Genomic DNA, 19318 nt, shown 5'->3' on the forward strand with positions numbered 1-19318 from the left:
AAGGTCGCCCGCATCCACCTGGAAGCGCTGGGCGGCAAGCTCACCAAGCTGACCAAGGACCAGGCCGAGTACATCGACGTCGACGTCGAGGGCCCCTACAAGCCCGAGCACTACCGCTACTGACGCCGGTGGTGGGAACGGCCGGGTCGCCTCAGCGGTCCGGCCGTTCGCTCACGTCCACTCGACGCTGATGCCGGCCACGCCGGGGCCGACGTCCTCGAAGTAGGCGCTGGCGAACCCGCCCAGCCCGCACACCAGCTCCTCCAGGTCCACCGGCACGGCGTCGGCGTCGACCCGGAACTGCTTGGTGCACCGGGCGGGCAGGGCGCGGCGGTTGAACGCCAGTTGCAGCAGGTAGCCGCGGCACGGTTCGCGGAACGCCCGCCGGTGGCCCGGTGTCGGCCCGCCGGTGTCGTCCACCACGGTGAAGCTGAACACGTGCTCCTCGCCCTCGGCGAGCCTGCGGTCGAACAGCAGCTCGAACGCCAGCCCCCGGGTGGCGAGCTGCCGCCGGAGCCGCCCCAGCCGGCACCCCTCGCCGGGCCGCACGAGCGCGTTGTCGATCAGGCAGCCCTCGTCGCCCTGGTGCACGGCCAGGTACCGGTCCGGCCCGGCCTTCGTGGCCCGCACGACCAGCCGCGTGCTGATCGACCGCTGCTCCCGCTCCGGCCCGATGAGCACGGTGTCGTGCACGGACAGCACCTCGATGTCGGTGTTCGCGCCGACGTCGCCGACCGCCTCGAACTCCGACAGCACCGGCACCGGCGCCACCCAGCCGCTCGGCCTGGTCAGCCGGGGTTGCGGCCGGTTGCCGACCAGCGCCACCAGCGACTCCGCCGGCAGCCTCAGCACGGTCTCCAGCGCGCGCACGGTGGCGATGGCGCGGGGCACTTCGGGGTGCCGCAGACCGCGCTGCCAGTAGCTCAGGGTGGACTGCCCGACCTGGACGCCGAGCTGCTCCAGGTGCGCCCGCAGCCGGGCCAGCGACAGGCCGCGGTGGGCGATGGCGTCGTGCAGGGCTCGGTGGAACGGCCCGTAGCGCAGGGTTTCCGCGAGGCTCGCGGGCAGGCTCCCGGGCGGGTGGGTGGCCTGCTCGTCAACCGGTCTGGCGTGCCCGGAATCCGCGGTCACCGCGGCACCACCCTTTCGCGCAACCGGAAATGGGGTTCACCGTAGTCACTCAATCTGGTGACGCAAAGGATCTCTCGTCACCCGACTGGGCGATGTCATGCCGCCGAACGTGAGCGGAGGGTGCCCCTTAGGGTGTTCTCCGTGGGAAAACTCGTCGTGATCGAGGGCCTGGACGGCGCCGGCAAGCGCACCCTGGCCAAGGCGTTGACCGACGCGCTGGACGCGCGCGGGGCCAAGGTCGCCACCGGGGCGTTCCCCCGCTACGACGAGGACGTGCACGCCGACCTGGTGCGCGACGCGCTGCACGGCAGGCTGGGTGACCTGACGGATTCGGTGCACGGCATGTCGGTGCTCTACGCGCTGGACCGGCGTGGCGCGGCCGACCGCATCCGGGCCGACCTGGCGCAGTACGACGTCGTGCTGCTCGACCGGTACACGGCGTCCAACGCGGCCTACGGCGCCGCTCGCCTGCACCAGGGCGCCGACGGCGAGTTCGTCGAGTGGGTCCGGGCGCTGGAGGTGGACCGCTTCGGTTTGCCGATCCCCGACCTCCAGGTGCTGCTGCGCGTGCCCGCGGACGTGGCGGCCGGCCGCGCGGCGCACCGCGAGGCGGAGGAGGCCAGGGGGCGGGACCTGTACGAGTCGGACGGCGGGCTCCAGGCGCGGTGCGCCGCCGTGTACGACGGGTTGGCCGCCGCCGGGTGGCTCTCGCCGTGGGAGGTGCTGGACGGCACCGCTGACCTGCGCGTCGAGGCGATCCTCGATCGGTGGTTCACCCATTAGTGTAATAAAGTAACAAAACGTCACCACTGTGCCGATGAGTCGCTGAGGATTCGCGTTTCAGCGGGACGAGGTGGGCACGTGGATCGGCGGCAGAGACTGGCTACGGAGTGGACGCGCACGACGACCAGCAGCGATGACCGCTGGGCGGTGCGTGGACTGCCGGCCACTAGTGGGACGATGTTGGGTATGAAGGCACGCGTGCTCGTCGTGGACGACGACCCCGCTCTGGCGGAGATGCTGACCATCGTGCTGCGGGGCGAGGGCTTCGACACCGCTGTGGTGGCCGACGGCGCCCGCGCGCTGCCCGCGCTGCGCGAGTTGAAGCCCGACCTGGTGCTGCTGGACCTGATGCTGCCCGGCATGAACGGCATCGACGTCTGCAAGGCCATCAGGTCCGAGTCGGGCGTCCCGATCGTGATGCTGACCGCGAAAAGTGACACGGTGGACATCGTGCTGGGCCTGGAGTCCGGCGCGGACGACTACGTGGTCAAGCCGTTCAAGCCGAAGGAGCTGGTGGCCCGCATCCGGGCCCGCCTGCGGCGCACCGAGGCCGAGCCGGCCGAGGTGTTGCAGATCGGCGACCTGACCATCGACGTGCCCGGGCACGAGGTGCTGCGCGAGGGCAAGCCGATCCAGCTCACGCCGCTGGAGTTCGACCTGCTCGTGGCACTCGCCCGCAAGCCGCGCCAGGTGTTCACCCGCGAGGTGCTGCTGGAGCAGGTGTGGGGCTACCGGCACGCGGCGGACACCCGGCTGGTGAACGTCCACGTGCAGCGGCTGCGCTCCAAGGTCGAGCGCGACCCGGAGCACCCCGAGGTGGTGCTGACCGTGCGCGGCGTCGGGTACAAGGCCGGCCCTCCGTGATCGGGGTCCACCGGAGATGACTTCGCGGTGGTTCGACCCCGCGGTGCGCGAGCTGCGCCGCGGGGTCGAACGCGCTCGTCGGCAGGCGCTCGCGTTCGGCGAGCTGTGGCGCCGCTCGCTCCAGCTCCGGGTCGTGGTCAGCACGCTGGCGCTGTCGTCGGCCGTGGTGTTCGTGCTGGGCATGGTGCTCCAGGTGCAGATCACCGGCCAGCTGCTGGAGACCAAGATCGAGGCGGCGGTTCGGCAGACCGAGGCGAGCGCGGCGGCGATCCAGCCCGACCTGGCGGGTCTCAACCCCGGTCCGGACAGCGTGAAGACCCGGTTCACCACCGCCCTGAACAAGATCAACACGTCCGGGGTGGACCTCGACCCGACCAGTTCCGGCGCGGGCGCGTTCGAGCCGGTGCTCCGCGACCCCGTCGGCACGGGCTCCGACGGCCTGCCGGTCGCCGTCGGCCAGTACGAGGACGTGCCCGACGGGCTGTTCAAGATGCTCGAACGGGGCAGCGCCGGCTACCAGATCACCACCGTGGAGCGGGAGACCGGACCCACGACGCTGCTGGTCGTGGGCAAACCGGTGAACAGCTCCGCCCGCGCCATGCACCTGTACCTGCTGTTCCCGCTGACCAGCGAGCAGGCCACCGCCGACGTCGTGCAGAGCACCCTGGTCGTCGGCGGCGTGGTGCTGCTCCTGCTCCTCGCGCTGATCGCGAACCTGGTCACCCGGCAGGTCGTGCGGCCGGTGCGGCAGGCCGCCGAGATCGCCGAGCGGTTCGCCGACGGCAGCCTCGACCAGCGCATGCCCGTGGTCGGCGAGGACGACGTGGCGCGGCTGGCCGAGTCGTACAACGAGATGGCCGCGAGCATCCAGCGGCAGATCCACCAGCTGGAGGAGTTCGGCCAGCTCCAGCGCCGGTTCACCTCCGACGTCTCGCACGAGCTGCGCACACCCCTGACGACCGTGCGGATGGCCGCGGACGTGCTGCACGCCTCGCGCGAGCAGTTCCCCGGCGGCCTGGCCCGGTCCACCGAGCTGCTGGTCGACGAGCTGGACCGGTTCGAGTCGCTGCTCGGCGACCTGCTGGAGATCTCCAGGCTGGACGCGGGCGTGGAGGAGCTGGCCGCCGAGCTGGTCGACATCCGCGTCCTGGCCCGGCGCGCCCACGACGCGGTGCGCGCCATCGCCAACAGCAGCGGCACCGCGATCGTGCTGGACCTGCCCGACCACGAGGTCAACGCCGAGCTGGACTCCCGCCGGGTCGAGCGGATCCTGCGCAACCTGCTGGCCAACGCCATCGACCACGGCGAGGGCATGCCGGTCGAGCTGACGCTGCGCGGCGACGGCGAGGCGGTCGCGGTGACCGTCCGGGACCGCGGCGTCGGCCTGCGCCCCGGCGAGGCGGACCTGGTGTTCAACCGGTTCTGGCGGGCCGACCCGTCCCGCAACCGCCGCACCGGCGGCACCGGCCTGGGCCTGTCGATCAGCCTGGAGGACGCGCGGCTGCACGGCGGCTGGCTGGAGGCGTGGGGCGAACGCGGCCTCGGCGCGGTGTTCCGGCTGACCCTGCCGTGCCGGCTGAACCACGAGCTGACCTCCAGCCCGCTGCCGCTGGAACCGCCGGACCTGCCGCCCGTGGTCGAGCCCGAGCCGGACGCGCCCGAGCCGGTGGAGGAGGTCGAGCTGACGGAGGAGGAGATCACGTGGCAGCCCGCCCAGCCGGTCACCGGCGAACGCGAGGAGGTCCGGTGAGGCTGCTCGCGGTGCTCCTGGCCGTGCTCGTGGCCGCCGGGTGCGCGGCGATCCCCACCGAGACCTCGCCCATCGCGGTCAACCCCTCCGCGGGCAACGCCAGCGAGGCCGCCGCGCCCAAGCCGGTCAAGGACATCGACCCGTTGACGCTGGTCCGGGAGTTCGTCAACGCCTCGGCCAACCCGGAGGGCGACTACGCGGCGGCCAAGGCGTACCTGACCGAGGACGCCAAGAAGGCGTGGAACACCAAGGGCACGCCGACGATCATCGACACCACGTTCAACACGGTGCCGACACCGGGCGTGACGACGGACGACCGGCACCGGACCGTGCTGCTCCAGGGCCGCAACGTCGGCCGGCTCCAGCTGGAGGACAACTCGTTCATCCAGCTCATCGGCCCCCTGGACACGCCGATCGGGATCGAGCGCGACGCCGAGGACCAGTGGCGCATCTCCGCCCCGCCGGACGGCGTCTACGTGCCCCTCGGCGGGTTCCAGCAGAACTACCGGCGCGTGACGCTGTTCTTCTACAACGCCGACTTCAGCGTGCTCGTGCCCGACCCGAGGTGGGTGGTGATCGCGCCGTCCACGTCGATCCCGAGCCGGGTGACGAGCCTGCTGCTCAAGGGGCCCGCGGTGGGCATGCGCGGCGCGTTGACCACGGCCATCCCGAACGGCGCCGCGCAGCGCAAGAACACCTCCGAGGCCGACGACGGCGCGCTGGAGGTCGACCTGACCAAGGTCGGCGACATCACCGTGCAGGGCGGCAAGCAGATCGTGGCGCAGGTGGTGAAGTCGCTCGCGGGCGTCTCCAGCAGCCGCATCCGGGTGCTGGTGGAAGGCCAGTCGATCAACCCCGACCAGCACGAGTGGCGGCCCGCCGACGTGCAGACCGGCGAGGAGCTGACCACGCCGAACGCCGACCTCAACGGGATGCTGGTCGGCAACGGGCGGGTCAAGCAGATCAACGGCGACCCGGTGCCCGGACCGGCCGGCGCGGGCGACTACCAGGTGCTCACCGCGGCGCAGTCGATGGACGGCAGCCGGCTCGCGGCGGTGAGCCGGGTCGGGGACGGCTCCGTGCGGCTGCGGGTGGGGCCGGTGTCGGAGCAGCTGGCCGAGGTCGACCTGCGCGCGTCCGCGATGACCCGGCCCACGTGGCTGCTCAGCGGGGGGCGCAGCGAGCCGAGCACCGAGGTGTGGACGGTCGCCGACGGCGTCAAGGTCGTGCGCGTGATCAGGACCGACAGCGGGTGGACGGCGAACGCGGTCAACGCCTCCGAGCTCACCGAGCTGGGCGGCATCAGCGAGCTGCGGCTCTCGCGCGACGGCACCCGGGTGGCGGCCGTGGTGGACGGCAAGCTCGTGGTCGCGGCGGTGGTGCGCGACCAGGACTCCGCCGTGTCGCTGCGGTCGCCGCGCCACCTCCAGCCGTCCGTGCTGGGCACCAGCGCGTTGGCGCTGGACTGGCTGGCGCAGGACGTGCTGGTGGTGAGCACGTCGCTGGCGGCGTACCCGATCGCCAAGGTGAACATCGACGGCGTGCGGGTCGAGCGGTACAACACGTCGAACCTGACCGTGCCGGTCACGTCGGTGACCGCGGCGCCGGGCCGCAACGTGCTGGCGGTGGACCAGAGCGGGTTGTGGAGCGCGAACGACGTGGGTGACGTGTGGCGTGCGTCGACGACGAAGGTGGAGAAGGGCACCCAAGCCTTCTACCCGGGCTGAAGGTGGTCGGGTGGGGCCGTTCCCATCTTCACCCGATCGTGGATGCCGCGCACCTCGGCGGAGGGGCCCGGGTTGTCGGTGGCCGCCGGCATCGTCGCACCCGTGCTGATCAACCTGCTGTTCCCGCCCCGTTGTCCCGGCTGCGGCACCTGGGGAGTGCGCCTGTGCGACCGGTGCCTGGCGCTCTTCGGGCTGCCGAAGCGGGTGCCCGGCGCCGGTCCGCCGGTGTTCGCGCTGGCCGCGTACGCGGGCGCGGCGCGTGAGCTGGTGCTCGCGTTCAAGGAGCGCGGGCGGCGTGAGCTGGCGGCCGTCTTCGGCGCGCTGGTCGCCGCCGCGCTGCCCCGGCTGCCCGGCGTGGGGCCCGGTCCGTGGCTGGTGCCGGCGCCGTCGCGCGCGTCGGCCGCCCGCGCCCGCGGCGGTTCCCACGTGCTGAGAATGGCACGCGCGTCCGGCTTTCCCGTCGCGCCCGCCCTCGCGTTCACGAGCGGCGTTCGCGACTCGGTGCGGCTGGACGCGGCGTCCCGGCGCGCCAACCTGACCGGACGCGTCCGGCTCGTCCCGCAGCGGCTACCACCACCGGGCACATCGGTCGTCCTGCTGGATGACGTGGTGACGACGGGGGCGACGGCGAGCGCCTGCGTTTCGGTGTTGAAAGCCGCCGGAATCCGGGTACCCGCTGTCCTCACGCTGACAACCGCACGCAGAACCCACCCACACGGGTGAATCGGACCGGGAACCTCTCGGGACGCTCGCCCGTTGGCCGGATATGACGCCCGCGCAGAGGCCGTTCGAAGCAACCACTCTGCCGACGGGTGCCCGTGTCCACCTCGGCCGTTCGGGTGAGCGGCTGCCGGCGTGGAGGTGGAACGCGCCCGCGTGGCGCGTCGCCGCCACCGGTTTTTCGTCGCTCTGCGTTACGACAAGAAAATCTTGGAGTTCCCCCGCCCCGGGGGCTGTCGCAGCGGCGAATACCGGGCTAACGTGCACCGCTATCAGCGTTCCCGGCACGCGGGGAGGAGGCGAACAGCCCATGACCCTGGCGCCGGTGGGGACCTGAGGGACCACCCTCAGCGACAAAGTCCGCGACGATGATCGCGGAACCGGCGCCCAAGCGATCCGAAGCCATTGCTCGCAGCAAAGCGAGGGAGGTCGTGTATGGACATCGTCGTTAAGGGCCGCAACGTCGAGGTGCCCGATCACTACAGGGTTCACGTCGCCGAAAAGCTGGCCAGGCTTGAGCGTTACGACCGCAAGGTCATCCGCTTCGACGTGGAGCTTTTCCACGAACCGAACCGCAGGCAGTCGAAGAACTGCCAGCGGGTCGAGATCACCGGCAAGGGACGCGGCCCGGTGGTTCGTTCCGAAGCATGTGCGGGCGACTTCTACGCCGCCCTGGACTCCGCGGTGAGCAAGCTCGAGAACCGGCTGCGGCGCTCGCATGACCGCAGGCGCGTGCACCACGGGCGACGCGGCCCGACATCGGTCGCCGAGGCGACCAGCGGACTCGGGGAGTCGCTCCCCCTCCGCCCCGACAGCGACGGCGGCCAGGCGCAGGGCATGTGGCTCGGCCACACCGCCGTGCTCGAGGCGGCCGAGCCGGAACCCGCGCACGAGGGCATGGCGGAAGTGCCCGCGCAGCGCTGGGAAGACGGCATCGAGGACAACCTGCCCGGCCAGATCGTGCGCGAGAAAGAGCACACGGCCAAGCCGATGACCGTCGACCAGGCCCTCTACGAGATGGAACTGGTCGGCCACGACTTCTACCTGTTCTCCGACGCCGACAGCGGCCGACCGAGCGTCGTGTACCGCCGGAAGGGGTTCGACTACGGCGTGATCAGGTTGGCCTGAGCGCCACCTGACCACTCTCCCCTCACTCGACTTCGCGCGGCCCCCGGCGTCCTCGCACGCCGGGGGCCGCACGGCGCGGACCGGCAATTCGAAGATCGAACGGCGTGATCGCCGGGAAATGCGTCACCTGACAACCGCGTGACCCGGCGAACCGGTCACATGACGGCTGTTCGACGTGTGTCGAAGGCCACGGCGGTCGGTCGCCGTGGGATTTGTCTCCCATTTCGTGAATGGCCCGATCTTGGCCGCCGCGGGGCCTGGGGCCCGCGCCATTGCGTCCGACCGGGTGGCGGGCCTCGGCCACCGGTTACGGAACGCGATCTTGAGCGCGGTCCGGGTCGTCGGATCGGACCGGTCTCCGGGGGCCTCCGGGGGTCTCCCGGAGTGCTTCCTACCTGTGTCTGTGCACACACCTTCACGACTTGCCTACGATGGCGGGTGGTGAAGGCTCGCCATGGCCGTGGTGAGCCCCGTGGAAGGCGCCCGTCCCCCGGGCGCGTCGCGATGAGGTAATGAGGTCGACCCGGATGGTGCTGTCCCGACTGCTCCGCGCTGGCGAGGGCAAGATGCTCAAGCGCCTGCGCAACATCGCAGCGCACATCAACAACCTCGAAGACGACGTCGTCGACCTCTCCGATGCGGAGCTGCGCGCGAAGACCGAGGAGTTCCGCAAGCGCTACGCCGACGGCGAGTCCCTGGACGAGCTGCTCCCGGAAGCCTTCGCGGTCGTCCGCGAGGGCGCCAAGCGCACGCTCGGCCAACGCCACTTCGACGTCCAGCTCATGGGCGGCGCGGCGCTGCACCTCGGTCAGATCGCCGAGATGCGCACCGGTGAGGGCAAGACGCTGACCTCCGTGCTGCCCGCCTACCTGAACGCGATCGCGGGCGAGGGCGTGCACGTCGTCACCACCAACGACTACCTGGCCAAGCGCGACGCGGAGTGGATGGGCCGCATCCACCGCTTCCTCGGCCTGACCGTCGGCGCGATCCTGTCGGAGATGACGCCCGAGCAGCGCCGCGTCGCCTACAACGCCGACATCACCTACGGCACGAACAACGAGTTCGGCTTCGACTACCTGCGCGACAACATGGCGTGGAGCCGGGACGAGATGGTCCAGCGCGGCCACTTCTTCGCCCTGGTCGACGAGGTCGACTCGATCCTCATCGACGAGGCCCGCACGCCGCTGATCATCTCCGGCCCGGCCGACCAGTCCTCGCGCTGGTACGTCGAGTTCGCCCGGCTCGCCACGAAGATGCGCCGCGACACCCACTACGAGGTGGACGAGCGCAAGCGCACCATCGGCGTCACCGAGGCGGGCGTGCAGTACGTCGAGGACCAGCTCGGCATCGACAACCTGTACGACTCGACCAACACACCGCTGGTCGGCTACTTCCAGAACGCGATCAAGGCCAAGGAGCTCTTCGCCAAGGACAAGGACTACATCGTCCGCAACGGCGAGGTCATGATCGTCGACGAGTTCACCGGCCGCGTGCTGGCCGGTCGTCGCTACAACGAGGGCATGCACCAGGCGATCGAGGCCAAGGAAGGCGTCGAGATCAAGGCGGAGAACCAGACGCTCGCCACGATCACCCTCCAGAACTACTTCCGCCTCTACGCCAAGCTCGGCGGCATGACCGGTACCGCCGAGACCGAGGCGGCGGAGTTCCACCAGACCTACAAGCTCGGCGTGGTGCCGATCCCGACGAACCGCCCGATGCAGCGCAAGGACCAGGCAGACCTCGTCTACAAGACCGAGGAGGCCAAGTTCGAGGCGGTCGCCGAGGACATCGCCGAGCGGCACGAGAAGGGCCAGCCGGTGCTGGTCGGCACGACGAGCGTCGAGCGCTCCGAGTACCTGTCGAAGCTGCTGGTGCGCAAGGGCATCCCGCACGAGGTGCTCAACGCCAAGCACCACGAGCGCGAGGCGCTGATCATCGCCAAGGCGGGCCGCAAGGGCGCCGTCACCGTCGCGACGAACATGGCGGGCCGCGGCACCGACATCGTGCTGGGCGGCAACCCGGACATCATCACCGACCACGAGCTGCGGGAGCGCGGCCTGGACCCGGTGGAGAACCCGGAGGAGTACGAGGCCGCCTGGGCGAAGCTGATCGAGGAGATCACCGCCGAGGTCAAGTCCGAGGCCGAGGAGGTCCGCGCGGCCGGCGGCCTGTACGTGCTGGGCACCGAGCGGCACGAGTCGCGGCGCATCGACAACCAGCTGCGCGGTCGTTCCGGCCGTCAGGGCGACCCCGGCGAGTCGCGGTTCTACCTGTCGCTGAAGGACGAGCTGATGCGCCGCTTCAACGCGGCGATGGTCGAGTCGGTCATGACCCGGCTGAAGGTGCCGGACGAGGTGCCGATCGAGCACAAGATGGTCACCCGGGCCATCCGCAGCGCGCAGACGCAGGTCGAGCAGCAGAACTTCGAGATCCGCAAGAACGTCCTCAAGTACGACGAGGTCATGAACGAGCAGCGCAAGGTGATCTACGCCGAGCGCCGCCGCGTCCTCGACGGCGAGGACCTGCGCGAGCAGGTCGAGCACATGATCACCAGCGTGGTCGGCGCGTACGTCGACGGCGCGACCGCCGACGGCTACGCCGAGGACTGGGACCTCGACCAGCTGTGGACGGCGCTCAAGACGCTGTACCCGATCACGCTCGACCCGAAGAAGGTCCTCGAAGAGGACGACGACATCAGCCGGGAGTCGCTGAAGGCGAAGCTGGAAGCCGACGCCCTGGCCGCGTACGAGGCGCGTGAGGCGGACATCGACGGCCGGGTGGGTCCGGGCGCGATGCGCGAGCTGGAGCGCCGCGTCCTGCTCTCCGTGCTCGACCGGAAGTGGCGCGAGCACCTGTACGAGATGGACTACCTGAAGGAGGGCATCGGCCTGCGGGCGATGGCCCAGCGCGACCCGCTGATCGAGTACCAGCGGGAGGGCTTCGACATGTTCAACGGCATGCTGGAGGCCCTGAAGGAGGAGACGGTCGGCTTCCTGTTCAACCTCCAGGTCGAAGCCGCCGAACCCGAGCCCGCCGCCGAGCCGCCGGTCCAGGTCTCCCTGGCCAACGGCGGCCCGCTGGCCGGCAGCCGCGCCCGCGCCCGCGCCGCCGCTGCTGCCGCCGCCCAGCAGCAGGCGGACGCCAACCAGGCCCCCGCCGGCCCGGCCCTGGCCCAACTGCAGAGCGGCAACGCCATCCCGCCCGCACTGCGCGGCAAGGGCCTGGACGGCCGCGCCCAGCAGGGCCTGACCTACACGGGCCCGTCCGAGAGCGGCGACGCGGAAACCACCGGCAACCCCCAGCAGTCCGGCAACCCGGCGTCCGGCACCCGCAAGGAACGCCGCGCCGCCGCCCGCGCCCAGGCCAAGGGCCAGCGCAAGGGCCCGCGCCAGTAACCCGGCCCAACGCACGGCAAGCCAACCCCGAGAGCGGGCCACCGACCACGGTCGGCGGCCCGCTTTCGCGTTCATCCGAGCCCTTAACCCTCGCCCCCCATTCGCCACCCGCCGCGCGCCACCGCCGCGCCGCTCGCGCCGCCCGCCATGCGCCACGCGCCGCCTGCACGCACCGTCCAGGGCTGTGGTCCGTGGCCGCTGCCGGATCGGTGTGGCCGGCTCGTCGGGGTGGGTGGTGGTCCGGTGGTGGTTGCGGGCGGCTGTCTTATCAACCGAGGTACGGGAACAGTGTTTCCGTACATTTTCGGGGCAATCTCACCCGATCGTGTTCGGGTGGGGCGGGGGAGGCGGTGGCATCCGCCCTTCGCACCGGTCAGGGGAGGAGGTGGAATTCGGTGCAGTGCCAGCGGGAGCCCTGGCGTTCCACCCGGGCGGCGAATGCGCGGACCTTCGTCGGCATGTGGAGGGTTCCCGCCAGCTCGGCGGCATCCGCGGACACGTGGCACAGCCGGTAGCGGCCCAGGCGGGTTCGGGTCGGGATGGCGGCTTCGGTCACGGTGGACAGGGCGCGGGGCGCGAAGGTGGCGGACAGTTGCCGTGGCGGCCTTCGGCCGCTCAAAGCCTCCACCAGCGGGAACAGGAAGTGGCGGGCGTCGAGGGGGACGCCGGTCGCCGACGGGGGAGTGGTCGGCGCGGTGGTGGGTGGGACGGGGGCCGGCTTCGTGGACGACAGGGTGCGCAGTTGAGGTGGCATGCTGAACCGAGGGCGGACGGCCGGGGTTTCGTACCAAGATCACCCGATGGAGGCACGGTGCGGGGACTCGTTCTCGACTTCGGCGGTGTCCTGACCGACCTCGGTGACGACCACACGGCCACCGAACCGCCCCTGCTGGCGGCCACGCGCCAAGCCCGTCACCAGGGCATCCTCACCGCGATGCTCTCCAACGCCGACTTCCTCTGGCGCCCTCCCGCTGGCTGGGAGGACCTGTTCGACGTCGTCATCACCTCCGGCGAGGTCGGCATGGCGAAGCCCGACCGCCGCATCTACCTGCTCGCCGCCGAACGCCTGGGCCTGCCGACCCGCGAGTGCGTCTTCGTGGACGACCTCGCGGTCAACGTCCGCGGCGCGGCGGCTGCCGGAATGGTCGGCGTGCACCACCAGTCCGTGCATTCCACACTCGAGGAACTGGAAACACTGCTCCAGGTCCCTCTTCAGGGTTAATCGGTCACGAACGGCCACGGCGAATCCACCTGGGCGGTGAATTGCCGGTCACTCGAACCCGCTCGTAGGTTTTGGGCGCTACCGAGGAATGTCAACGCGCTGAACGGCACGACCACGTGCTGCTGTTCGGCACCCGGCGCTGTACGAGGGGCCCGGGTGCGGGACGTCGAGGGCTGATCGGGACGGCCCGACGGGTACCGCGTCGGGTGGCTGTGGTGAGCCACCGATCAGCCGGGTTAGGCAGCGCGGGTGTCCGAGCGGCCCTCCGGCACCCGCGCTGCGCCACTCAGCCAACCCACCCCGACCGGCCGACCCCGGCCGACCTCGACCGGCCGACACGGGAACCTCACGAGACCCGGCGGCGGACCACCTCGAAGCACAGCACGGCCGCCGCGCTGGCCACGTTCAACGACTCCACCCCTGCCGCCATCGGGATCGACAGCCACCCGGTCACGTGCGGTCGCACGTCGTCCGAGATCCCGGCCGTCTCACTGCCCAGCACGAACGCCGCCCGCGCCGGCAGCTCGGCCGAGTACACCGTCGACCGGGCCTGGGCGTCGAGCGCGAAGATCGGGTACCCCGCGCCGGCCAGCGACGCCACGGCCTCCGCCGCCGTCCCGCACCGCAGCACCGGCGCCCGGAACGCCACCCCCGCCGACGCCTTCACCACCATCGGGTCGATCGACGCGACACCCCGCCGCGGCACCACGATGCCGTCCATCCCGGCCGCCGTCGCCGTGCGCAGGATCATGCCGACGTTCGCGGGCGTGGTGATCCCGTCCAGCACGAGCACGTGCCGCGGCCGGTCGCGCAACCCCAGCTCCAGCGGCCGCATCCGGGGCGCGACCACGTCCGCCAGCACGCCCTGGTCCTGCTTGCCGTTCCCGGCCAGCACCTTGACCCGCTGGGCGGACGCCCGCTGCACCGCGACGCCGCGCCGACCGGCCGCGTCCAGGATCTCCCGGGCGGCCGCGCCGCGGGCGGTGTCGGCGAGCACGACCTTGTCGACCTCGAGCCGCGGGTCGTCCAACGCCTCCAGCACGGGCTTGCGGCCGTACACGGTCACGAACTTGTCCTTGGGTGACACATCCACGGAGCAAGTGTCCTCTACCCGTTTGGGGCTTGTTTCTTCGCTGTCAATCATGATGATCGTCACATGACACCGCGCGACGAGGCGCATCGTCTGCTGGCCAGCGGCCGGGAGGCGGACGTCTACCTGCGTCCGGACGGCCTGCTGGTCAAGCGCAGCCGCACGGGCCGCGACCTCGGCCCCGAGGCCGAGCTCATGCGCTACCTGCGCCGGCACGGCGTTCCGGTGCCGCGGGTGGCGGACGCCTCGGCCACCGACCTGGTCATGGAGTACGTCCCCGGCCCGCGCATGTCGCAGGAGCTGGACGCCAGGCCGTGGCGGGCGGGCGCGCTGGGCCGCGAGCTGGCCGAGCTGCACCGCAAGCTGGACGCGGTGCCGGCGCCCGCGTTCCTGCACGGCGACGGCGACCTGCTGCACCTGGACCTGCACCCCGGCAACGTGGTGATGGGGCCGGAGGGCGCGGTGGTGGTCGACTGGGGCAGCGCGCGCAAGGGCGACCGGAAGATCGACGTGGCGCTGAGCTGGTTGGCCATCGCGGTGGCGCCGCTGCGGCCGTTCAAGCGGCTGGCCCGGTCGCGGATGGTGCGCGGGTTCCTGTCCGGGGTCGACGGCTCGGTGCGGGTCGAGGCGCGGCGGGCGATGCCGGCCGCCGCGGCGATCAGGCTGGCCCGGCACGAACGGGACGAGGCCGAGGTCAGCGCCGTGCAGCGGCTGGTGCGCGACTGCACCGACTAGCCTGGACCGCATGCCCGACCGCCTGTCCGCGCTGGACGCCTCGTTCCTGTACCTGGAGGACTCCACGACGCCGATGCACGTCGGCGGGGTGGCGGTGTTCCGGCGGCCGCGCACGGGCTTCGACTACGACCGGCTGGTCGACCTGGTGGAGCAGCGGCTGTCGCTCGTGCCCCGGTACCGGCAGAAGGTCGTGCACGTGCCCGGGCGGCTCGCGCGGCCGGTGTGGGTGGACGACGCGGACTTCGACGTCACCTACCACGTGCGGCGGTCGGCGTTGCCGAAACCGGGCAGCGACCAGCAGCTGCACGACCTGGTGGCCCGGCTGATGTCGCGCCCGCTGGACCACACCCGCCCGCTGTGGGAGGTCTACCTGGTCGAGGGCCTGGCCCGGAACCGGATCGCGGTGATCACCAAGACGCACCAGGCGATGGTGGACGGCGTCGGCGCGCCGGAGATCGGGCAGGTGATGCTGGACTCGTCCGCCACGCCCCGGCCGCCGGTGGAGTCGCTGTGGATGCCGTCGCCGGCGCCGAGCGGCCTGCAACTGGTGGCGGACGCGGTCGCGGAGGCCGTGCAGCGGCCCGGTGAGGTGGTGGAGAACGTCCGCTCGGCGGCGATGGACACGGTCGCGACCGTGCGCAAGGTCGCCGGGGTGTTCGGCGGGTTGGCCTCGGCGGTGCGCACCGCCGCGACGCCCGCGCCGGGCAGCCCGCTGAACGTGCGGATCTCGCCGCAGCGGCGGTTCGCGGTGGCTCGCACGCAACTGGACGTGTTCCGGGCGATCCGCCGGGCGCACGGCGGCACGGTGAACGACGGCGTGCTGGCGGTGCTGTCCGGCGCGCTGCGGAACTGGTTGCTGTCGCGGGGCGAGGTGGTGTCCGCGGGCACCACGATCCGGGCGATGGCGCCGATGTCGGTGCGCGACGACGAGACGCAGGTGTCGGCGTACCTGGTGGACCTGCCGGTGGGCGAGCCGAACCCGGTCGTGCGGCTGCACCACGTGTCGCACGCGATGCGCGCGCACCAGGAGTCGGGGCAGTCGGTGGCGGCGCAGACGTTGGTGCGGTTCTCGGGCTTCGCGCCGCCGACCCTGCACGCGCTGGGCGCGCGGGTGGCGTCGTCGTTCTCGCGGCGGTTGTTCAACGTGGTGGTGACGAACGTGCCCGGTCCCCAGGTGCCGCTGTACGCGGCGGGGGCGAGGATGACCGAGATGTTCCCGGTCGTGCCCTTGGCGAAGAGCCAGGCGCTGTCGATCGGCGTGACGTCTTATGACGGTGGCGTGTACTTCGGGTTGAACGCCGACCGCGATGCGATGTCCGATGTGGACGTGCTGGCGGCGATGGTCGAGGAGTCGGTGGAGGAACTGATGGGAACGGTGTCCGCATGAGGGTGTACCTCCCGGCGACCGTCGCGATGTTGCGCGACCTGGTGGAGCACGGTGAGTTCGTCGCGGTGGGCGGGACGGCGTTCGCGCTGACGCCCGCGCTGCGCGAGTCCTACGCGACCGGTGACACGGAGGAGCTGGAGTACTCGGCCATGCTCGACGCGGCACGCGGTTCGCTGCGGCTGATCGCGGGCGACGAGAAGGCCGTGCCGCGGCGCGCGGTGGTGTCGGCGGACGTGGAGGACGTGAAGCTGCGGCCGGACCTGGACTTCTCGGTGGTGAAGCTGTCCGGGCCGGTGCCGCTGAAGGCGGTCGCGGCGATCCACCTGGACACGTCGGAGGCCGAGGACGACGTGCGGGCGGCGGCGGAGGTGATCGACGCGGCGGACCTGGGCGACCCGGACGCGGAGTTCGCGCTGGGCGGCGCGGAGGACCACGAGCTGGCCTGGTACGCGCCGCAGGAGCTGCCGTTCCTGCTGGAGCTGATGTAACGGGGGCTACATGCCCGCCGCGGGCTGCCAGAGCTCGATCCGGTTGCCCTCGGGGTCGACGCACCACCCGAACCGGCCGAACTCGGAGTCCTCGGTCTGCGGCAGCACCTCGACGCCCCGGCTGCGCAGCTGGGCCAGCAGCGCGGCCAGGTCGTCCACCCGGAGGTTGATCATGGCGCGCTGGCCCGGTTCGCCGAAGTAGTCGGTGTCGTTGGCGAACAGGGCGAACGTCGTCGTCTCGGCTTCGCCCCAGTGGAACGTGATGGCGCCGCCGTCGCTCATCGGCACGCCGAGGTGCCGGCGGTACCACTCGGCCATCCGCTCGGGGTTGCGGGCGCGCAGGAACACGCCGCCGATGCCAGTCACCTTCGCCACGGCTGGGGACCGTACTACCGCGAGCCGGGCCGAGCCCATGGACGCGGTCACGTCGCCACCCGATCCGGTCAACGAATCGGCGGGAGCATACCCACCCGGCCGCGTTGATCGTGACGCTCCGCTGTGGGCGTGACGCACTGTGACCACGCGGGTCGCGTGTTCCGAGCGTTGAACTCGGGTGTTCCGAACGTGGGACACGCGGGACGCGAACGTGGGACTCGCGCGGTCAGTCGTATTCCTCCAGTTTGCTGCGGGAGGACAGCAGGCGGCGCAGGGAGGCCAGGCGGCCGGGGGAGGCTTCACCCGTGCGGACGAGGTCGTCCAGCATGCAGTCCGGGTCGTCCGGCTCGCCCAGGTGGCCGCAGCCCGACGGGCACTCCTCGGCCATCGCCTTCATGTCCGGGAACGCGGCCACGATGTCGTCCGGGGTGATGTGCGCCAGGCCGAACGAGCGGATGCCGGGCGTGTCCACCGCCCAGCCGCCCTCGGGCAGCGGGAGGGCGACGGTCTGCGTGGACGTGTGCCGGCCCTTGCCGACGCCGCTCACCACGCCCACCGCCCGGTGCGCGTCCGGCACCAGCTTGTTCACCAGCGTCGACTTGCCCACGCCGGAGTGCCCGATCAGCGCCGACAACCGGTTCACCAGCCGGGCCCGCAGCTCCTCCGGGTCCTGGTCGGACCGCGTCACGACGACCGGCAGGTCCAGCTCGGCGTACGCGGCCAGCAGTTCGTCCGGCGGCGCGAGGTCCGACTTCGTCAGGCACAGCAGCGGCTCCAGCCCGCCCGCGTACGCGGCCACCAGGCAGCGGTCGATGAAACCGCGGCGCGGCTGCGGGTCGGCCAGCGCCGACACGATCACCAGCTGGCCCGCGTTGGCCACCACGACCCGCTCGAACGGGTCCGTGTCGTCCGCGGTGCGCCGCAGCACGCTGCGCCGGTCCTCGACCCGCACGATCCGCGCCAGCGTGTCCGGCTGACCGGACGTGTCGCCCACCAGCCCCACCTGGTCGCCGACGACGACCGGCGTGCGGCCCAGCTCGCGCGCCCGCATGGCGACGACCAGCCGCGCCGGGTCGTCGTCCACCGCGCACGTCCACCGCCCCCGGTCCACCCCGACGACCATGGCGGGCACGGCGTCCGCGTGCTCCGGCCTGCGCTTGCTGCGCGGCCGGGTCCCCTTGCCCGGCCGCACCCGCACGTCGGACTCGTCCAACCGCCGCCAGTCGCCGCGTGCCACGTCAGCGCGCCCCCGGCAGCGACAGCATGGCCGCCCACATGCCCGGGAAGTCCGGGATCGTCTTGGTGGTCGACCCGATGTCGTCCACCGACACGCCCTCGACCACCAGGCCGATGATCGCGCCCGCGGTGGCCATCCGGTGGTCGGCGTAGGCGCGCCACACGCCGCCGCGCAGCGGCCGGGGCGTGATCACCAGGCCGTCCTCGGTCTCCGTCGCGTCACCGCCGAGCCGGGTGATCTCGGCGACGAGCGCGGCGAGCCGGTCGGTCTCGTGGCCGCGGATGTGCGCGACACCGCGGATGCGGCTCGGGCCGTCGGCCAGCGCCGCCAGGGCCGCCACCGTCGGCGTCAGCTCGCTCTCGTCGCGCAGGTCCACGTCCAGCCCGGTCAGCCGGTCCGGCCCGCGCAGCTCCAGACCCGCGTCGGTCAGCTCGACCGCGCACCCCATCCGCTCGAACAGCTCCCGTGCCGCGCCGCCCGGCTGCGTCGTCTCCGCGGGCCAGCCCGGGATCGTCACCCGGCCGCCCGTCACGGCCGCCGCCGCCAGGAACGGCGTGGCGTTGGACAGGTCCGGCTCCACGTGCCACTCCCGGCCCTCGACCGGGCCCGGCTCGACCCGCCACACGTCGGGCGTCGAGTCGTCCACCACGACGCCCGCCTGCCGCAGCATGGTCACCGTCATCTCGATGTGCGGCAGCGACGGCACCGGCTTTCCCGAGTGCCGGACCGTCACGCCGCTCTCGTACCGCGCGCCCGACAGCAGCAGCCCGGACACGAACTGGGACGACGCCGACGCGTCGATGGTGACCTCGCCGCCCGGCACGCCGCCCTTGCCGTGCAGCGTGAACGGCAGCGCGTCGCCCGCCACGTCCGCGCCCAGCGCCCGCAGCGCGGCCAGGATCGTGGTCATCGGCCGGGTCCGCGCGTGCGGGTCGCCGTCGAAGGTGATGTCGCCGACCGCGAGCGCGGCGGCGGGCGGCAGGAACCGCATCACGGTGCCCGCCAGACCGCAGTCGACGTGCGCCGGCCCGCGCAGCTCGTGCGGCGTGACCAGCCAGGACCCGTCCGGGCCGTCGACCGCGTCGACGCCGAGCGACCGCAGCGCGGCGACCATCAGGTTCGTGTCGCGGCTGCGCAGCGGCGCGTGCAGCGAGGACGCGCGGTCGGCCAGGGCGGCGAGCACGAGCGCGCGGTTGGTGATGGACTTGGAACCGGGCACGGGTACCGTCGCGTCGACCGGGCCGTCGGCGGTGGGAGCGGACCACTGCTGAGTCATGCCCCGATGA

General features: G+C 72.0%; 18 protein-coding genes. 12 read left to right on the forward strand and 6 right to left on the reverse strand.

Annotated elements, in window-relative coordinates; genetic code table 11:
* On the forward strand, positions 1-123 hold a 123-nt coding region (locus ACIQMJ_RS39730), incomplete at its 5' end, for an adenosylhomocysteinase (protein ID WP_499764835.1).
* Positions 124-171: 48 nt separating this feature from the next.
* Here the strand turns inward: ACIQMJ_RS39730 and ACIQMJ_RS39735 are convergent.
* Positions 172-1131: a hypothetical protein gene (locus ACIQMJ_RS39735; RefSeq protein ID WP_499766187.1), complete on the reverse strand. Its 960-nt coding sequence runs from the start codon at positions 1129-1131 to the stop codon at positions 172-174.
* 141 nt (positions 1132-1272) lie between these two features.
* On the opposite strand from ACIQMJ_RS39735, the gene ACIQMJ_RS39740 reads away from it, so the two are divergent.
* The 7 genes from ACIQMJ_RS39740 to secA all read left to right on the forward strand — a co-directional run bounded on the left by ACIQMJ_RS39740 (position 1273) and on the right by secA (position 11498).
* Positions 1273-1914, forward strand: coding sequence for a dTMP kinase (locus ACIQMJ_RS39740; protein ID WP_499766188.1), 642 nt, complete (start codon positions 1273-1275; stop codon positions 1912-1914).
* Between the two features lie 186 nt (positions 1915-2100).
* The gene (mtrA, locus tag ACIQMJ_RS39745; RefSeq protein ID WP_158850045.1) at positions 2101-2778 is read left to right on the forward strand and encodes an MtrAB system response regulator MtrA; all 678 of its coding nucleotides are present in this window, start codon (positions 2101-2103) and stop codon (positions 2776-2778) included.
* Positions 2779-2794: 16 nt separating this feature from the next.
* Positions 2795-4528 carry an MtrAB system histidine kinase MtrB gene (gene mtrB, locus ACIQMJ_RS39750; protein WP_499766189.1) on the forward strand — a complete coding sequence of 578 codons (1734 nt, stop codon included), beginning with the start codon at positions 2795-2797 and terminating at the stop codon, positions 4526-4528.
* Entirely contained in the window at positions 4525-6255 is a 1731-nt protein-coding gene (locus ACIQMJ_RS39755; protein ID WP_499766190.1) for an LpqB family beta-propeller domain-containing protein, read from the forward strand. Before mtrB ends, ACIQMJ_RS39755 begins: the two co-directional genes overlap by 4 nt.
* A 42-nt stretch (positions 6256-6297) precedes the next feature.
* Positions 6298-6978, forward strand: a complete 681-nt coding sequence (locus tag ACIQMJ_RS39760) for a ComF family protein (protein ID WP_499766191.1) — start codon at positions 6298-6300, stop codon at positions 6976-6978.
* A 432-nt stretch (positions 6979-7410) separates the two neighbouring features.
* Positions 7411-8103: a ribosome hibernation-promoting factor, HPF/YfiA family gene (hpf, locus tag ACIQMJ_RS39765; protein ID WP_141980608.1), complete on the forward strand. Its 693-nt coding sequence runs from the start codon at positions 7411-7413 to the stop codon at positions 8101-8103.
* 527 nt (positions 8104-8630) lie between these two features.
* A complete protein-coding gene (gene secA, locus ACIQMJ_RS39770; protein WP_499766192.1) occupies positions 8631-11498 on the forward strand; it encodes a preprotein translocase subunit SecA in 2868 nt (955 codons plus the stop codon).
* A 373-nt stretch (positions 11499-11871) separates the two neighbouring features.
* Here secA and ACIQMJ_RS39775 read toward each other — a convergent pair whose 3' ends face one another.
* On the reverse strand, positions 11872-12252 hold the full coding sequence (locus ACIQMJ_RS39775) for an Rv3235 family protein (RefSeq protein WP_499766193.1): 381 nt from the start codon (positions 12250-12252) through the stop codon (positions 11872-11874).
* A gap of 57 nt (positions 12253-12309) precedes the next feature.
* On the opposite strand from ACIQMJ_RS39775, the gene ACIQMJ_RS39780 reads away from it, so the two are divergent.
* On the forward strand, positions 12310-12720 hold the full coding sequence (locus ACIQMJ_RS39780) for an HAD-IA family hydrolase (protein WP_499766194.1): 411 nt from the start codon (positions 12310-12312) through the stop codon (positions 12718-12720).
* A gap of 346 nt (positions 12721-13066) precedes the next feature.
* Here ACIQMJ_RS39780 and ACIQMJ_RS39785 read toward each other — a convergent pair whose 3' ends face one another.
* Positions 13067-13813, reverse strand: a complete 747-nt coding sequence (locus ACIQMJ_RS39785; RefSeq protein WP_499766195.1) for a TrmH family RNA methyltransferase — start codon at positions 13811-13813, stop codon at positions 13067-13069.
* 63 nt (positions 13814-13876) lie between these two features.
* On the opposite strand from ACIQMJ_RS39785, the gene ACIQMJ_RS39790 reads away from it, so the two are divergent.
* From ACIQMJ_RS39790 to ACIQMJ_RS39800, 3 genes are read left to right on the forward strand one after another with little or no spacing between them, the layout of a single operon-like run.
* The gene (locus ACIQMJ_RS39790) at positions 13877-14545 is read left to right on the forward strand and encodes a phosphotransferase (protein WP_499766196.1); all 669 of its coding nucleotides are present in this window, start codon (positions 13877-13879) and stop codon (positions 14543-14545) included.
* A gap of 10 nt (positions 14546-14555) precedes the next feature.
* Entirely contained in the window at positions 14556-15932 is a 1377-nt protein-coding gene (locus ACIQMJ_RS39795; RefSeq protein ID WP_499766197.1) for a WS/DGAT/MGAT family O-acyltransferase, read from the forward strand.
* Positions 15929-16420, forward strand: coding sequence for a DUF6912 family protein (locus ACIQMJ_RS39800; protein ID WP_499766198.1), 492 nt, complete (start codon positions 15929-15931; stop codon positions 16418-16420). The genes ACIQMJ_RS39795 and ACIQMJ_RS39800 overlap by 4 nt, the downstream gene beginning before the upstream one ends.
* Before the next feature lie 6 nt (positions 16421-16426).
* On the opposite strand, the gene ACIQMJ_RS39805 is transcribed toward ACIQMJ_RS39800, so the two are convergent.
* The 3 genes from ACIQMJ_RS39805 to aroA all read right to left on the reverse strand — a co-directional run bounded on the left by ACIQMJ_RS39805 (position 16427) and on the right by aroA (position 19308).
* Entirely contained in the window at positions 16427-16795 is a 369-nt protein-coding gene (locus ACIQMJ_RS39805) for a VOC family protein (RefSeq protein WP_499766199.1), read from the reverse strand.
* A gap of 226 nt (positions 16796-17021) precedes the next feature.
* Positions 17022-18032, reverse strand: a complete 1011-nt coding sequence (gene rsgA, locus ACIQMJ_RS39810; protein ID WP_499766200.1) for a ribosome small subunit-dependent GTPase A — start codon at positions 18030-18032, stop codon at positions 17022-17024.
* 1 nt (position 18033) lies between these two features.
* Entirely contained in the window at positions 18034-19308 is a 1275-nt protein-coding gene (gene aroA, locus ACIQMJ_RS39815; protein WP_499766201.1) for a 3-phosphoshikimate 1-carboxyvinyltransferase, read from the reverse strand.
* Positions 19309-19318 lie beyond the last annotated feature (10 nt).

This window comes from Actinosynnema sp. NPDC091369, from assembly GCF_044757065.1.
Lineage (GTDB): Bacteria > Actinomycetota > Actinomycetes > Mycobacteriales > Pseudonocardiaceae > Actinosynnema.

Excerpts from the sequence above, each read along its gene's own strand:
- ACIQMJ_RS39795 (WP_499766197.1), top strand. The coding sequence starts at position 14,556 with ATGCCCGACCGCCTGTCCGCGCTGGACGCCTCGTTCCTGTACCTGGAG.
- ACIQMJ_RS39775 (WP_499766193.1), bottom strand. The coding sequence starts at position 12,252 with ATGCCACCTCAACTGCGCACCCTGTCGTCCACGAAGCCGGCCCCCGTC.
- ACIQMJ_RS39800 (WP_499766198.1), top strand. The coding sequence starts at position 15,929 with ATGAGGGTGTACCTCCCGGCGACCGTCGCGATGTTGCGCGACCTGGTG.
- secA (WP_499766192.1), top strand. The coding sequence starts at position 8,631 with ATGGTGCTGTCCCGACTGCTCCGCGCTGGCGAGGGCAAGATGCTCAAG.
- ACIQMJ_RS39790 (WP_499766196.1), top strand. The coding sequence starts at position 13,877 with ATGACACCGCGCGACGAGGCGCATCGTCTGCTGGCCAGCGGCCGGGAG.
- mtrB (WP_499766189.1), top strand. The coding sequence starts at position 2,795 with ATGACTTCGCGGTGGTTCGACCCCGCGGTGCGCGAGCTGCGCCGCGGG.
- mtrA (WP_158850045.1), top strand. The coding sequence starts at position 2,101 with ATGAAGGCACGCGTGCTCGTCGTGGACGACGACCCCGCTCTGGCGGAG.
- aroA (WP_499766201.1), bottom strand. The coding sequence starts at position 19,308 with ATGACTCAGCAGTGGTCCGCTCCCACCGCCGACGGCCCGGTCGACGCG.
- ACIQMJ_RS39760 (WP_499766191.1), top strand. The coding sequence starts at position 6,298 with ATGCCGCGCACCTCGGCGGAGGGGCCCGGGTTGTCGGTGGCCGCCGGC.
- hpf (WP_141980608.1), top strand. The coding sequence starts at position 7,411 with ATGGACATCGTCGTTAAGGGCCGCAACGTCGAGGTGCCCGATCACTAC.